This is a genomic window from Flammeovirga pectinis, assembly GCF_003970675.1.
Classification (GTDB): domain Bacteria; phylum Bacteroidota; class Bacteroidia; order Cytophagales; family Flammeovirgaceae; genus Flammeovirga; species Flammeovirga pectinis.
The window spans coordinates 3,975,869-3,991,050 of record NZ_CP034562.1; the positions used below are offsets into that span (position 1 = coordinate 3,975,869).

Here is a 15,182-nt window from a genome sequence, read left to right on the forward strand (position 1 = left end):
ACCGCAAAAAGCGTGCACATAGTAAACCACCTACATAATTGACTAAAAAAAGACATAAAAAGTTTAGTAAAACCTCAAAATAATTCTTAAGATTCTACTAAACTGTCTTTTTTTTATAATTATCTTCTATTGAAGCCTCCGCGGTCACCTCTGTCGCCACGATCTCTACGATCGCCACCACCACGGTAACCACCTCTATCACCACCACGGTCAGTACGCTCTCTTCTCTCACGTGGAGGAGGAGGAGTAAAACCTTCTGGCATTGGCAATAAAGCCTTACGAGATAATCTGAATTTTCCAGTTTTTGGATCAATCTCCAATAACTTCACATCCAATTTATCACCTACATTAAGGATACCATCCATACTCTCTGTACGCTCCCAAGAGATTTCAGAGATATGAAGTAAACCTTCTTTACCAGGCATAAATTCAACAAATGCACCAAATGGCTGAATTGATTTTACAGTACCTGGGTAAGTTTCACCTACTTCTGCCTGAGCAACAATAGATTTCACACGGCCAACAGCCGCTTCCATTGCAGTTTTATCAACAGCAAAGAAACTTACTTTACCTTGGTTTTCTACTTCTTCGATTACGATAGTAGCACCAGTGTCTTTTTGGATTTCTTGAATTACTTTACCACCTGGTCCGATTACAGCACCGATCATATCCTGAGCGATCATCATAACGAAACTACGTGGAGCATGAGGTTTCAAGTCGTCTCTAGATGTAGAAATCACTTCGTCCATGATACCACGGATATGTGCTCTACCTCTGTTTGCTTGTTCTAATGCTTTTCTCAACACTTCATATGGAAGACCATCAACTTTGATATCCATTTGACATGCTGTCATACCTTTTTCAGTACCTGTAACTTTAAAGTCCATATCACCTAAGTGATCTTCATCGCCTAAGATATCTGATAAGATAGCATATTTTAATTCTCCTGTTTCTGGATCATTTTCTGAGATCATACCCATTGCAATACCAGATACAGTTCCTGTGATATTCACACCTGCATCCATTAAAGCCAATGAACCTGCACAAACTGTTGCCATTGATGACGAACCGTTTGATTCTAAGATATCAGAAACGATACGGATAGTATAAGGATTTTCATTTGCTGGAGGAAGAACTCTTTGTAAAGCTCTATGTCCTAAGTTACCGTGACCTACTTCTCTACGTCCTGGTCCTCTGTTAGGTCTTACTTCACCTGTAGAAAAACCTGGGAAATTGTAGTGAAGGATGAACTTACTCGTTCCAGATCCCATAGCACTATCCAACATTTGCTCGTCCATTTTAGTACCAAGCGTAACTGTTGTTAATGATTGAGTCTCTCCACGAGTAAATAAAGCCGAACCGTGTGCTGAAGGTAGAACATCTACTTCAGGAACGATAGGACGAACTTGCTCTAAATCACGACCATCTAAACGATTTTGCGTATTCAATACTAAATCACGAGAAGCTTTCTTCTCAGCTTTAGCGATATAACGCTTAATCAAAAACATTTTTTCAGCAGTCTCTTCATCTTCAGGTAAAGTTGCTAAGTAAGCTTTTTTCACTTCTGTGAAAGCTGCTTTACGTTCTGTTTTACCTTTGATTCCTTGAGCTGCTACTGCATATAATTTATCATAAAGGGCAGTAAAAACTTGCTCTTTTAACTCCTCGTCTTCTACGTCGCCTACGAATTCTCTGAATCCTTCAACGCCTACTGCTTCTCTTAATTCTACTTGAACTGCACATTGAGTTTTGATAGCTTCATGACCAATTTTGATCGCTTCAAGCATTTCTTCTTCACCCACTTCTTGCATTTCACCTTCTACCATTGTAATGTTTTCAGCAGTTGCACCGATCATTAGATCTAGTACACAACCTTCCATTTGAGCTGGTGTTGGGTTAACGATGTACTCACCGTTTACATCTTTAATAACTCTAACTTCAGAGATAGGGCCATCAAAAGGAATATCTGTGATTGATAATGCTGCAGAAGCTGCTAAAGCTACTAATGCATCTGGTAACGCTTCTTGATCTGCAGAAACCATTGATATCATGATTTGAGTATCATGATAATAATCCGAAGGGAATAATGGACGGATAGCACGGTCAACTAAACGAGAAATTAAAATTTCACGGTCGCTTAAACGTCCTTCACGCTTTAAAAATCCTCCAGGAATTTTACCTGCAGATGCAAATTTTTCTTGATAATCTACTGAAAGTGGCAAAAAGTCAGCACCTTCTCTTTTTTCTGGGTTAGAAACGACAGTTGCTAAAAGCATTGTATTTCCCATACGCAAAACGATCGACCCGTCTGCTTGTCTTGCCATTTTCCCTGTTTCTAAACTGATCTCACGACCATCAGGAAGGGCAACTGTTTTCTTAATCACGTTTTCAAACATCGTAATTGTGTTGTGTTTAATTCTTTTCTACATACAAAGCTGATATTTAAGGATCAGGTCCTATCAGCTATTAAAATTCGGCTAGTCAAAGCTAACTTTTTCCAACCCTAAAAATTAGTGATTTTTTATGTATAAATCACTTTCTGCCACTTTTCTTTTCGAAATTAATCGATAAAAAAGTTAGTGTATTATACGCAAAAAGGGAATTCCAAAAATATGGAATCCCCTGAGTGGTATCTTTATACCAGAAAGAATTACTTTCTGATACCAAGTTCTTTGATAATCGCTCTGTAACGGTTGATATCTTTTTTAGAAAGATAGTCAAGCATCGAACGACGCTTACCTACTAACTTCATCAAACCACGACGTGTTGAGTGATCTTTTTTATTCACTTTTAAGTGCTCAGTTAAGTGTGAGATACGCTTAGTGAATAAAGCAACTTGTGCTTCTGGTGATCCAGTATCTTTTTCACCTTCTTTGCTATGTGCAGCAAAGATTTCTTTCTTATACTCAGGGCTTAAATAATCCATAAAACCACAAATTAGTTTTGCGAAAAAACTTGAACTTCACGATAATAATTCCTTTTGACAGCGAAACCGCGTGTCGAAATTATCTACCCTCAATTCGTAGTTACTTCGAATGTTAAATAAAAATTTCGGATGCAAAACTAAGGATCTTTTATAAAAAATCCGAATAATATTCAACATAACTATATTCATTAACGAAAAAACACAATATTCGTAGAATCAAAGCATAGGTTTATCCATTAAAACATTAATAATATGTCGAATAGGGCTGAAAAATTACCAAAAAAGTTCATCAGTAGATTAGAAGGTCAACTCTCTGAAGAGGACATAATTGCTTTTAAAGAAGCATTTGATGAGTTTGCTCCTGTATCTTACAGAACAAACCCTTTTAAACCTGCTGAAATTGATTTTTCAGATATTACACCTGTACCTTGGTGCGACGAAGCTCATTATATTGCTAAACGACCGTCGTTTGCAAAAGACCCTTTAATTTTTGCAGGTGCCTATTATGTACAGGAAGCCTCTTCAATGTTTTTATGGCAAGCACTTAAACAACATGCTCCATTAGAAAAAGATATTAAAGTTTTAGATTTATGTGCTGCTCCTGGAGGGAAAAGCACACTCATCAATTCATTAATTACAGAAAAAAGTTTATTGGTAGCTAATGAAGTAGTTGACAAAAGAGCTACTCCTCTAATTGACAATCTTGTACGTTGGGGTAACCCAAATACAATTGTAACAGCTAATTATTCTGATAGTTTTACACAATTAAGAGAGTATTTTGATGTAATTGTTGCAGACGCACCATGCTCTGGAGAAGGGATGTTTAGAAAAGATCCTAAAACAATAGACGCATGGTCACCTATGCTGATTAACTCTTGTAGCGATGTTCAAAAAGAAATAGTTGATTATATCCCTAAATCTTTAAAAGCAGGAGGGTTATTTATATACAGTACTTGTACATTCTCTCCTCAAGAAAACGAAGAACGTTTAGAACAAATTTTAGATTCAGAAGAGTTTGAACCTTTAGAAATTGATCTTGATCCTAGTTGGGGGATCACAAAAATAGAAGTTGAAAAGAATGGTGTAAAAGCTACTGGCTATCGTTTTATTTTTCATAAAACAACTGGTGAAGGGCTTTTCTTAACTGCATTTATAAAAAAAGGAGAGCCATCAAGACATCAAAAATTTAGTGTATCACCTAAAAAGATGAAACAGGTTTTCATGTTAAGAAAAAGAGAATCTGAAGAAATGAGAAAATGGTTAGAGAATGGAAATGATTTTGACTTCTATGAAGAGGAAGATGAAATTTATGCAATTCCTAAAAACCTAGTCCAAGATTTCAAGATGTTATTTGTAACTCAAACTGTAAGACATCAGGGAATTAAAATGGGTAGACTTAATAAAAAGAACAACCAACTGATTCCTGATCACGAACTTGCTGTTTCAAACATTATTGCATCAAATATACCTAGTACTGAAGTTGAATATAGAGATGCTATAGACTATTTGAAAAAACAAGACATGAGCATCAAAACTATTCAAGGTGTTAAAGGATGGGCACTTATAAAATTCAAAGGCTTAGTATTAGGCTGGGTTAAAGTACTCCCAAATAGATTAAATAATTATTATCCAACTGAGCATAGATTAGTGAAGAATGTGTAGTAATACAACTATTCAAGAACAGAAAAAGGAATACATTATAATGTATTCCTTTTTCTGTTTTATAGTCTCTTTAAAAACAAGAAACCTTTAAAAACAAAAAAAGCTAGCTGAAGCAGCGAGCTCTTTCCTGTTAAACCTAATTTTATTAACCCATTATCAATCAAAAATTTTAAATATTTTTTAATCTTTAATGTCTTATCTGATGTAAATGTAAGAAAAAGTTTATTAATACAAACACTTTCTAGGTAATTTTATTTACAATTATTAAATAAATCCCATTTTAAACCCTAAAATGGTGTTAAAATGTTAACATTAACATGTTTAATAATCAAAAAACGTGTCGTTTTTAATAAAAAAAGAGTACATACCTATTCAGTACATACTCCTTCTATATATTTTAAGTAAAACCTTTTGAGGTTTCTTATTACTTTCTAATCATCAATTCTCTTAATCTTAATTTTTAATGCAGCAAATAACACTGTCATTATCGGACTAAGTAGGTTGAAAAAGCAATAAGGTAAATAAGCTCCCGTAGCTACTCCTAAAACTGTAGACTGTGCTACTCCACACGTATTCCAAGGAACTAATACAGACGTAACAGTTGCTGTATCTTCTAATGTTCTACTTAAATTCTCTGGAGCCAATCCTTTTTCTTTAAATGCATTTGCATACATTTTACCCGGTACTACAATTGCTAAATACTGATCTGATGCTGTTACATTAAAGAAAATACAGGTTGATGCAGCAGAGGCAAATAAGCCAGTTTCACTTGTTACTTTAGAAATTATTGTCTCTGTAATTTTATGTAACATTCCACTTACTTCCATAGCACCTCCAAAAGCCATTGCAACCAAAATTAACCATATAGTGTTTAGCATTCCAACCATACCACTTGATGAAAGTAGACCAGATACAATCACATTTTCAGATTCAATAGATACACCTTCATACATAGATTTCATTAAAACCATGTACGAGCTTTGCCATCCTTCATTCATTCCAGAAGCAATTCTCTCAACAATTTGAGGTTGAACTATAATTCCAACAATTGCACCAGCTAAAGACCCAATTAATAATGCAGGTAAAGCTGGCACTTTTTTTATAATCAATACAACTACTAACGCAGGTACTAAAAATAAGAAAGGTGAAATATTAAAAGATGATTCTAAAGCTACTAATACCTCTTGAACATCTGTTTGAGAGACTGAAGAGTCGTATCCAAATCCAATAATTAAAAATAGGATAGCGGCTATTACAAAAGAAGGAACTGTTGTATATAGCATATATCTTATATGTGTAAACAAATCTGTTCCTGCTACTGCTGGGGCTAAATTTGTTGTATCTGATAATGGAGACATTTTATCACCAAAATAAGCACCACTTATAATTGCTCCTGCAACTAAGCCATCGCTCATACCTAGTGTTTTTCCTATACCTAGTAAAGCTAAACCAACTGTTGCAATTGTAGACCAAGAGCTACCAGTTGCTACAGATACAATGGCACAAATTATTATTGTTGCAAATAAGAATATTGATGGGTTTAATATTTTAAGACCATAATAAACCATAGCTGGTACAATACCACCTAACAGCCAAGTACCTGCTAAGGCACCAATTAAAAGTAAAATTAATATTGATGGCATTGCTGTACCTATACTATTTACTATGCCATCCATTAAAGTATCCCATGTTACATTTAATCTGAAAATAGCAACACAACCTACAACGGCCGTTGATAACATTAAAATAACTTGATTTGATCCTGAGAGGCCATCGTCTTTAAACACTAAAACATTTATAGTGAGCATGACGAGTAAGAATAGAATTGGTATAATAGATTCTAAAAACGTAGGTTTTCTGTGTTCATTCATAGTGACAAAGTTGTTGCGGCAACGCCTTATTTAATCCTGTTTATATTTGTTGTTGGTAAAACTAAGAAAAAGGGCTGTGATTCCTACTCTTTACCATAGAGAGAATCAAAGCCCTTAAGTATTAATTGTATAACTAATGTTAGAGAATATTAAAATTATCTTAATTTTTTTCTATCTCAGAAATTTCCCTCTCTAATTCGTTAATTCGCTGTTTTTGAGCATCTAACTGATTTCTCAGTTGAATAACTACTCTAGAAGTATCCATATCAGAAATACTAGATGCGATAACTTCTGACAATTTTAATAAGAAATCAACCTTATAATCATCAAATTTATTAAATGATGAAATTTCTAAAATTCCGTACATCTTATCACTATACATCAATGGCAAGATGGCAAGACTTTTAGGTTTAGCACCTCCCATTCCAGAAGTAATATTGATATAATCATCTGGAACATCTTCAATGTAAACCATTTGTTGCTCTTTATATACTTGCCCCAAAAGACCACTTTCTATATCGTATTTTTTAGCTTCATGGCGTTTTTTATCATAAGCGTACATTGCCATTACTTGTAGTACTTGTTGTTGCTTATTATTTTCTTGAACTAAAATAAAAGTACCCTGACTGGCTCCAATATATTCAATAATTCTCCTTAATAAATTATCAAACCATTCTTCTTCGTCTTCCATTTTAACACGTAGAAGTTGGTTAAAATCAGCCATTCCTTGTGTTGCCCAATTTCTTCGGTACTCTTCTTCTTGTACATCTCTAAATTTATTACGCATCTGAAGTAAATCATTTGCTAGAGGTGTATTTTCAAATCGTTTAAGATAAGTTACATCAACATTTCCGTCTGTAACTTTTTTAGAAAAATCGTTGGCAGCACTAAACTGCTCATCTACTTCAAATATTTTTGTTGATATCTCTTTAATTTCATCAAAAATATCTTTAGACTCTTCTTTTAATTTATCTAATTTCTGACCAGCTGATAAAGCAGAAGATATTTTAAATAAGAAATTAAAACGTCTGTTTAACATTCCTGTAAATCTAAAAATAAACCATCCTAAAATTACAGATTGTAAAAAGAAGATAAATAAGAATGCCGCTACCATCCATTTAACATAGGTAGCATTATTAGAAAGTACATTTTCAGAAAGGCTTAGAAGACGTAAGTTTATTTGTCCTTGTAAATCAGAAACTTGCTTCATCAAACCAGAATTTTGTCCTCTTCCAATCGATTTCATTAAATCAACTACTTTATGCATACCAAATTGATATGCTGCTAAACTAGCCCTAAGATTTCTAACATCTTGTTCTGTAAAAGAAGAACTTCTTTGTAATTGATAGACCTTTACGATATGCTTTTCAAAGTTCTCTACACTTTCATCAAAAGATTTAATATATTTTGATTCACCTCTTAATAAGAAATCTTTTTCATTTCTTCTCATTGTTAAGAGTAAGCCTAAGTTGTAATTAAATCCGGTAGCTTCTATTTTATGAATTTTAGAACGCATATTTCCTATCATTCCCCAATCTTTAAAACCGAGGTCAAGGTATTTACGCATTAAAAAATCTTGTTGTGCTTTTAATTGCTCTAAGTCAGCCCTTAAAAATTCCATTTCCTTTGCTCTAGGATCATCCAACTCATCCATTTGCTTTCTTACTTCTTCGACTGCAATTAAAGAAGAATCTAAAAGGTTTATGGAACGAACTGTATTTGTACTTTTTCTGTTTTTATAAAATTCTGATGTAATTAAATCTTCTAAGAGAAAGTTTTTATAATAAATTTCTGACTCTGTATAGAGCGAAGAACATTGTTTAAATTTTTCTGTTAGTTCACTAGTTTCTATTAAAGATTTTGCTGTAAAATACACTGTGCCTAAAGTCATAAACAGTAGGGTTGTGTTTACTACAAACAATACAATGAGTCTAAAACGGAAAGTCTTACGAAAGATCATAATTTAATTTATCTCTAAGTAAACGGACGCTTAAATTTCAGTCAAAAAAATAAGGACTGCTAAAAGCTTTGCTTTTAAAACAGTCCTTACTTCAAAAATATTGCCTCAATCCATAGTTTTATCAAAAACTAGTAGATTTTTCTATTTACTCTTAACTAAAACTTTGCTTTTTGACTTCACATTAGAAGACAGTTTTAAAATTGCTTCTAAAATACCATCATGGTCAAAACCTGCTTCTTTCTGAAGCTCCAATTGTTCGCCTTGTTCAATAATTGTATCTGGAATACCAAGACGTACAATTTGCTTATTAGTAAAGCCGTTGTCCATCATCCATTCTAGAATTGCACTACCAAATCCGCCCATAATTGCACCATCTTCTATAGTAACAACTTTGTCAAATTTAGTAAAAACCTCATGAAGCATTTCCTCATCAATAGGTTTTACAAAACGCATATCATAATGAGCAGGATTAATACCCTCAGCTTGGAAACGATCTGATAACTGAACAACATAATTTCCTATATGTCCAAAAGTTAATACAGCTACGTCTTCACCATCTTTAATTTTTCGACCTTTACCTACTTGTATTTCTTCCATAGGTACTTTCCATTCCGGCATTACACCTTGCCCTCTTGGGTATCTTATAGAAAATGGAGACGTTCTATGTTTAACAGCTGTATGCATCATGTGTCTTAATTCTGCTTCATTCATTGGTGCTGCAACCACTAAATTTGGAATACAACGCATAAATGGAATATCATAAGCACCGTGGTGTGTAGCTCCATCTGCTCCTGCAAAACCTGCCCTATCTAAACAGAAAATAACTGGTAAATTTTGGATACAGACATCATGAACAACCTGATCATAGGCACGTTGCATGAACGAAGAATAGATATTACAGAAAGGAATCATTCCTTCTGCTGCTAAACCAGCTGCAAAAGTTACAGCATGTTGTTCGGCAATACCCACATCAATAGCACGATCGGGCATTTCTTTCATCATTATATTTAATGAACAACCCGATGGCATTGCAGGAGTAATACCCATAATTTTTTCGTTTTCACGTGCCATTTCTAAAATGGTCTCACCAAAAACAGTCTGATATTTAGGTGCTTGTGGAGTTGTGAAAACCTTTTTCTTAATCTCTCCCGTTAATTTATCAAACTTACCTGGAGCATGCCATTTAGTTTGATCTTTTTCTGCAAGAGCATAGCCTTTACCTTTTACAGTAACAGCATGAAGAATTTTTGGTCCTGGAATTTTTTTCAAATCTTCCATTACATGAACCAAATGATTTATATCGTGACCATCTACTGGTCCAAAATATCGTAAACCTAAAGCTTCAAATAAATTGCTTTGTTCTAATAAAGCAGACTTTAAAGCATTTTCTGCAGCTGATACAGCTTGTTGAGCATGTGGTCCAATCTTTTTGACTTTACCCAACATGTTCCAAACTTCATCTTTTATTTTATTATAAAAAGGAGAAGTTGTTATATCTGTCAAGTAATCTTTTAAAGCACCTTGATTTGGATCAATGGCCATTCTGTTATCATTTAAAATGATAAGAATGTTAGCATCCGATGCACCTGCATGGTTCATTGCTTCAAAAGCCATCCCTGCCGTCATAGATCCATCTCCAATTACAGCAATATGCTGGCGATCATCTCCTTTTTCTTTAGAGGCGATTGCCATTCCTAATGCTGCAGAAATTGACGTAGATGAATGACCAACACCAAATGTATCGTATTCACTTTCGTCTCTTTTTGGGAAACCTGATAAACCACCATACTGTCTATTAGTATGGAATTGATCCCGACGTCCTGTAAGTATTTTATGATTATAAGCCTGATGACCTACATCCCATACAATTCTATCATAGGGAGTATTGTATACATAATGCATGGCTACAGATAATTCTGTAACACCTAAGCTTGCTCCAAAGTGTCCTCCATAAATAGATACATTATCTATAATATATTGACGTAACTCCTCACACACTTGATATAATTTATCAAGAGGTAATTTTCTCAAATCCGCAGGATTATCGATTTTGGCAAGAAGTTCACCCGGTTGAATTAGCATAACTTTTTTATTTAAATAAACACCTTGTAACAGGTCTGAAATCGTAATTATATTTCAGAACGAATTTTTTAAAATTACATAGGTAGTTAAATTTGATACTGTAAATCTTTTACAGTAATATAATAACCATCATATTCTGAATGTAAAACGAACTAATATTAGCAATTGTTTTCAGAATTTGATGATTACGGAAATTGAGACAAAAATAATACAAAGATTTTCTCACTCAGCAATAAGGTGCGAAAATAGTTCTAAATTTCCACTAAATTCTTATACATTCTTGTGAAATTATATATTTCGCAGTGTATAATACAACTGTTTAGAAGATTTTTTAGAGAAAGAATAGATTTAAAACAATAGATACATGAGCAACAACAAACCAAGAACACTGTTCGACAAAGTGTGGGACAATCACGTTGTACAAAGAAAAGAAGGATTTCCAGATGTTTTATACATCGACACACATTTCATTCACGAAGTAACTAGCCCGCAAGCTTTTAATGGTCTCCGTGCAAGAGGAATCCAACTTGCTCGTGTAGATCAGACTTGGGGTACTGCAGATCATAATGTACCAACAAAAGATCAGCATTTACCTATTAAAGAGGCTTTATCTAGAAACCAAGTTGAAACGCTTACAAAAAACTGTGATGAGTTTGGTGTAAAACTTTATGGTTTAGGACACCCTTTTCAAGGAATTGTTCACGTAATAGGACCAGAGTTAGGAATAACTCAACCTGGTAAAACTATTGTTTGTGGTGATAGCCATACATCAACTCATGGTGCATTCGGTTCTATTGCCTTTGGTATCGGAACAAGTCAAGTAGAACAAGTAATGTCTACGCAATGTACGCTTCAAAACAAGCCTAAAGCGATGAGAATCGTAGTAAATGGTGAGTTACAAGAAGGTGTAACAGCAAAAGACATTGTATTATATATTATCGCTCAGCTTTCTGCTTCTGGTGGAACAGGTTATTTTATTGAGTTTGCTGGTTCAGCAATCGAAGCCCTTTCTATGGAAGGTAGAATGACTGTTTGTAACATGAGTATCGAAATGGGTGCAAGAGGGGGTATTATTGCTCCAGACCAAACTACATTTGATTATGTAGAAGGTAGAGAGTTCTCTCCTAAAGGTGAAGCATGGGAAGAAGCATTAGCCTACTGGCAATCTTTACCAACTGATGAAGATGCTACTTTTGATGTTGAACATGTTTACAATACAGCAGACATTGCTCCAATGTTAACGTACGGTACAAACCCAGGAATGGGTATCGGTGTGGATATTGCTGTTCCTGCTCCTGCAAGTGAGTCGGATAAAAAAGCATTAGATTACATGGGCTTAGAAGCTGGTGAATCTTTAATTGGTAAGCCGATTGACTATGTGTTTATTGGTAGCTGTACAAACGCTCGTATAGAAGATTTAAGAGCTGTAGCTGCATTTGTTAAAGGTAAAAAGAAAGCAGACGGTGTAAACGTTTGGATTGTACCTGGTTCTAAACAAGTTGAAAAACAAGCAATTGCAGAAGGTTTAGATAAAGCTTTTGCTGCTGCCGGTTTTGAACTACGTGAACCTGGTTGTTCTGCATGTTTAGGTATGAACGAAGATAAAGTTCCTGCTGGCATGTACTGTATTTCTACTTCAAACAGAAACTTTGAGGGTCGTCAAGGACCTGGTGCTAGAACATTACTAGCTTCTCCACTTACTGCTGCTGCTGCTGCTGTAAACGGTCATATTGTTGATGTGAGAGAAGAATTAGCTACTGTTTAATCAAAAGAGACTTTATTAAAATGAAATATATAAAATCAACTTGCGTTCCATTAAACATTGAGAACGTAGATACAGATCAAATTATTCCAGCTCGTTTCTTAAAGGCTACTACTAAAGATGGCTTTGGTGATAACCTTTTTAGAGATTGGAGATACGACAAACAAGATCAGCCTATTGCTGATTTCGTATTAAACCAAGATACTTACAAAGGTGAAGTATTGGTTGCTGGAAAGAATTTTGGTTGCGGTTCTTCTCGTGAACACGCTGCTTGGTCTATTGATGACTACGGGTTTAAAATCGTAGTATCAAGTTTCTTTGCAGATATCTTTAAAGGAAATGCTTTAAACAATGGATTACTTCCATTAGTAGTTTCTGAAGAATTCTTAGCAGAACTTTTTGCTGATATTGAAGCGGATCCATCAACATCTTTAGAAGTAGATTTAGAAACACAAACTACTTGGATTTCTGGTAAAGAAGATAACAAACAGTCTTTTGAAATTGATGACTACAAGAAAATGTGTTTAATCAATGGGTACGACGATATTGATTACATTTTGAGTTTAAAAGACAAAATTTCTGAGTACGAACAAAACAGAGTCTACGCTTTCAATTGCTAACAACAAAATATCATGAATAAGAAAATAACAGTTCTTGCAGGTGACGGTATCGGTTTAGAAGTTACTGGCATCACACAAAATATATTAGAAATTATTGGAGAGCGTTTCGGACATAAATTCGAATTTTCTCCAGCACTAATTGGTCACTCAGCAATTGAAGCTACAGGTGAACCTTGTCCACAAGCAACAATTGATGCTTGTAATGCTTCTGATGCAGTTCTACTTGGTGCGGTTGGTATGCCAATGTATGATAATAACCCTAACTTAAAAGTACGTCCTGAGCAAGGTTTACTTAAAATCCGTAAGGAGTTAGGTTTGTTCTCAAACATTCGTCCTATCAAATTATTTGATGAGTTATTATATACTTCATCAATCAAACCTGAAATTCTTCAAGGTTCTGACATCGTTTTCTTCCGTGAGTTAACAGGTGGCATCTACTTTGGTACTCCTCGTGAGCGTAACGAAGATGGAACTGAAGCAATTGACACTTTACGTTACTCTAAAATGGAGGTAGAACGTATTGCACGTCAAGCTTTCGAATCAGCAATGACACGCCGTAAGAAATTGTGTTCTGTTGATAAGGCTAACGTATTAGAATCTTCTCGTTTATGGAGAGAAACTGTACAAGAAATGACTGCAGAATTCCCTGAAGTAGAAGTTACACACATGTTCATTGATAATGCAGCAATGCAGTTAATCCGCGATCCTAAGCAATTCGACGTAATTGTAACAGGTAACATGTTTGGTGATATCCTTACGGATGAAGCTTCACAAATTGCAGGTTCTATGGGTATGTTACCTTCAGCATCTGTAGGTAATACTATTGGTTTGTATGAGCCTATTCATGGTTCTGCTCCAGATATTGCAGGTAAAGGAATTGCAAACCCTATTGCTTCTGTTCTTTCTGGTGCTTTATTATTAGATATCTCTTTCGGATTAAAAGAAGAAAGCGATGCTATCATCAGTGCTGTAGACCAATTCTTAAAAGAAGGTTACAGAACTTTAGATATTGTATCTGAAGATACTGCTGAAGATAAGCGTATGAATACGGAACAAACAGGTAAGAAATTAGCGGAGTTACTGTCTGCAGTAACTGCTTAATTTGTACCTTATTTATATTGTTTAAATCTGAAACTGATAGTGGTGAATAACTCCTATCAGTTTTTTTATTTCAAAATTTACAGTCAGCTTAACGATACTTATTTTCCACTGTTCGTTGTGTTAAGCCGATAGGCGTCACTACGAACTTGCCCATTGTTTAAGTTTTTAACTTAAAACAATCCTGCATATTCATCCTAAAATATCAACTTCCAAAGGATTATACTTCTTACCATGATAATTAGAAGCACTAGAATAAAGATAATCATTTGCATCTTGTACAACCCCTGCATTAATAGGATTATCATGAATCTAATCGTTGCCTTAGTTTTATAGAAGTATCTAATAGAATTGGGTGATTATGTTGTTGCCAAAATTGAAACTTTTTATTTCTTGCATTTTTTTGTCCTGCTCTTTGAAACATCCATAGCATCCACTCTTTTCGACTTTCAACTACATTTTCTTGGATACTTTTAATAATTGCTTCTGAAGTGTATTTTTTGAAATCTCTTAGAATATCAGAGATATCAATATGAAAGCCTTTGGAAATAACAAGATGGATATGATTACTCATAATCACATAAGCATGAATTTTTAGTCCCTTCTCTTTTTGACAATACTTTAAACTTTCTAAGATGATATTACGGTATTTTTCTCTTGTAAATACATCTATTCAATAGACTACTGTCATCGTTACAAAATAGGTCGCTTCTTGATCGTAGAAAGAGTGTGTTCTAGCCATGATGAATCGTTTTAGTTAGTTTTCAATAATTAAATTTAATAATAATGTGGTAAATATTATCGTTTATGGTTTTAAGTCTCAGACTTAAATCAGTGGATAAGTTCTTAGTACGCCTGTCAGTTTAACACAAAGAACAGAGGAGAGAGATAATATTCCAAATAAAAATATTGATAAAAAATTAATAATTTTGACTATCCTCATCAGTTATATCAATAACTTCATATGTTACTTTCTCACATTGAAAGAGTAAATTGGAACTTTCAAAGTCAGGATATGGTTCTGCATCAGTACCATAGGTTGCTCTTAGATCTATCACCGTCTTACTATCCTTTTCAATAATAGCAGCTTCCCAAATTTGTAAACGCCCCAACTCATTGTCATAATTATACTTCATATAATCCACCTTATGACATGTTATTATTAATTTTTCTTTAACATTAATATCCACAAGGGTAATTA

The 15,182-nt window shown here is 34.3% G+C and carries 11 protein-coding genes; 4 read left to right on the top strand and 7 right to left on the bottom strand.

The window, feature by feature from the left end; all coding sequences use genetic code 11:
* Window positions 1-119 precede the first annotated feature (119 nt).
* Window positions 120-2,396, bottom strand: coding sequence for a polyribonucleotide nucleotidyltransferase (pnp, locus tag EI427_RS16125; protein WP_126616647.1), 2,277 nt, complete (start codon window positions 2,394-2,396; stop codon window positions 120-122).
* A gap of 254 nt (window positions 2,397-2,650) precedes the next feature.
* Entirely contained in the window at window positions 2,651-2,926 is a 276-nt protein-coding gene (rpsO, locus tag EI427_RS16130; protein WP_126616649.1) for a 30S ribosomal protein S15, read from the bottom strand.
* A gap of 252 nt (window positions 2,927-3,178) precedes the next feature.
* Between rpsO and EI427_RS16135 the strand changes: the two genes are divergently transcribed.
* A complete protein-coding gene (locus tag EI427_RS16135) occupies window positions 3,179-4,588 on the top strand; it encodes a methyltransferase RsmF C-terminal domain-like protein (protein WP_126616651.1) in 1,410 nt (469 codons plus the stop codon).
* A 431-nt stretch (window positions 4,589-5,019) separates the two neighbouring features.
* Here the strand turns inward: EI427_RS16135 and nhaC are convergent, their stop codons facing one another.
* From nhaC to dxs, 3 genes are all read right to left on the bottom strand, one after another.
* On the bottom strand, window positions 5,020-6,459 hold the full coding sequence (gene nhaC, locus EI427_RS16140) for a Na+/H+ antiporter NhaC (RefSeq protein WP_126616653.1): 1,440 nt from the start codon (window positions 6,457-6,459) through the stop codon (window positions 5,020-5,022).
* Between the two features lie 160 nt (window positions 6,460-6,619).
* Window positions 6,620-8,350, bottom strand: a complete 1,731-nt coding sequence (locus EI427_RS16145; protein ID WP_170178503.1) for a GAF domain-containing protein — start codon at window positions 8,348-8,350, stop codon at window positions 6,620-6,622.
* Between the two features lie 210 nt (window positions 8,351-8,560).
* The gene (gene dxs / locus EI427_RS16150; protein ID WP_126616657.1) at window positions 8,561-10,501 is read right to left on the bottom strand and encodes a 1-deoxy-D-xylulose-5-phosphate synthase; all 1,941 of its coding nucleotides are present in this window, start codon (window positions 10,499-10,501) and stop codon (window positions 8,561-8,563) included.
* A gap of 364 nt (window positions 10,502-10,865) precedes the next feature.
* Here dxs and leuC point away from each other — a divergent pair, with 364 nt between their 5' ends.
* From leuC to leuB, 3 genes are read left to right on the top strand one after another with little or no spacing between them, the layout of a single operon-like run.
* A complete protein-coding gene (leuC, locus tag EI427_RS16155; protein ID WP_126616659.1) occupies window positions 10,866-12,266 on the top strand; it encodes a 3-isopropylmalate dehydratase large subunit in 1,401 nt (466 codons plus the stop codon).
* 20 nt (window positions 12,267-12,286) lie between these two features.
* Window positions 12,287-12,883, top strand: a complete 597-nt coding sequence (leuD, locus tag EI427_RS16160) for a 3-isopropylmalate dehydratase small subunit (protein ID WP_205727865.1) — start codon at window positions 12,287-12,289, stop codon at window positions 12,881-12,883.
* Window positions 12,884-12,895: 12 nt separating this feature from the next.
* Window positions 12,896-13,984, top strand: a complete 1,089-nt coding sequence (leuB, locus tag EI427_RS16165) for a 3-isopropylmalate dehydrogenase (RefSeq protein WP_126616662.1) — start codon at window positions 12,896-12,898, stop codon at window positions 13,982-13,984.
* Window positions 13,985-14,285: 301 nt separating this feature from the next.
* Here the strand turns inward: leuB and EI427_RS16170 are convergent, their stop codons facing one another.
* Window positions 14,286-14,654 (bottom strand): transposase, encoded by a 369-nt coding sequence (locus EI427_RS16170; protein WP_317125748.1) that lies wholly within the window; start codon window positions 14,652-14,654, stop codon window positions 14,286-14,288.
* Window positions 14,655-14,901: 247 nt separating this feature from the next.
* Entirely contained in the window at window positions 14,902-15,117 is a 216-nt protein-coding gene (locus EI427_RS26105; protein ID WP_170178504.1) for a hypothetical protein, read from the bottom strand.
* Window positions 15,118-15,182 lie beyond the last annotated feature (65 nt).

Excerpts from the sequence above, each read along its gene's own strand:
- pnp (WP_126616647.1), bottom strand. The coding sequence starts at position 2,396 with ATGTTTGAAAACGTGATTAAGAAAACAGTTGCCCTTCCTGATGGTCGT.
- rpsO (WP_126616649.1), bottom strand. The coding sequence starts at position 2,926 with ATGGATTATTTAAGCCCTGAGTATAAGAAAGAAATCTTTGCTGCACAT.
- EI427_RS16135 (WP_126616651.1), top strand. The coding sequence starts at position 3,179 with ATGTCGAATAGGGCTGAAAAATTACCAAAAAAGTTCATCAGTAGATTA.
- nhaC (WP_126616653.1), bottom strand. The coding sequence starts at position 6,459 with ATGAATGAACACAGAAAACCTACGTTTTTAGAATCTATTATACCAATT.
- EI427_RS16145 (WP_170178503.1), bottom strand. The coding sequence starts at position 8,350 with ATGACTTTAGGCACAGTGTATTTTACAGCAAAATCTTTAATAGAAACT.
- dxs (WP_126616657.1), bottom strand. The coding sequence starts at position 10,501 with ATGCTAATTCAACCGGGTGAACTTCTTGCCAAAATCGATAATCCTGCG.
- leuC (WP_126616659.1), top strand. The coding sequence starts at position 10,866 with ATGAGCAACAACAAACCAAGAACACTGTTCGACAAAGTGTGGGACAAT.
- leuD (WP_205727865.1), top strand. The coding sequence starts at position 12,287 with ATGAAATATATAAAATCAACTTGCGTTCCATTAAACATTGAGAACGTA.
- leuB (WP_126616662.1), top strand. The coding sequence starts at position 12,896 with ATGAATAAGAAAATAACAGTTCTTGCAGGTGACGGTATCGGTTTAGAA.
- EI427_RS26105 (WP_170178504.1), bottom strand. The coding sequence starts at position 15,117 with ATGAAGTATAATTATGACAATGAGTTGGGGCGTTTACAAATTTGGGAA.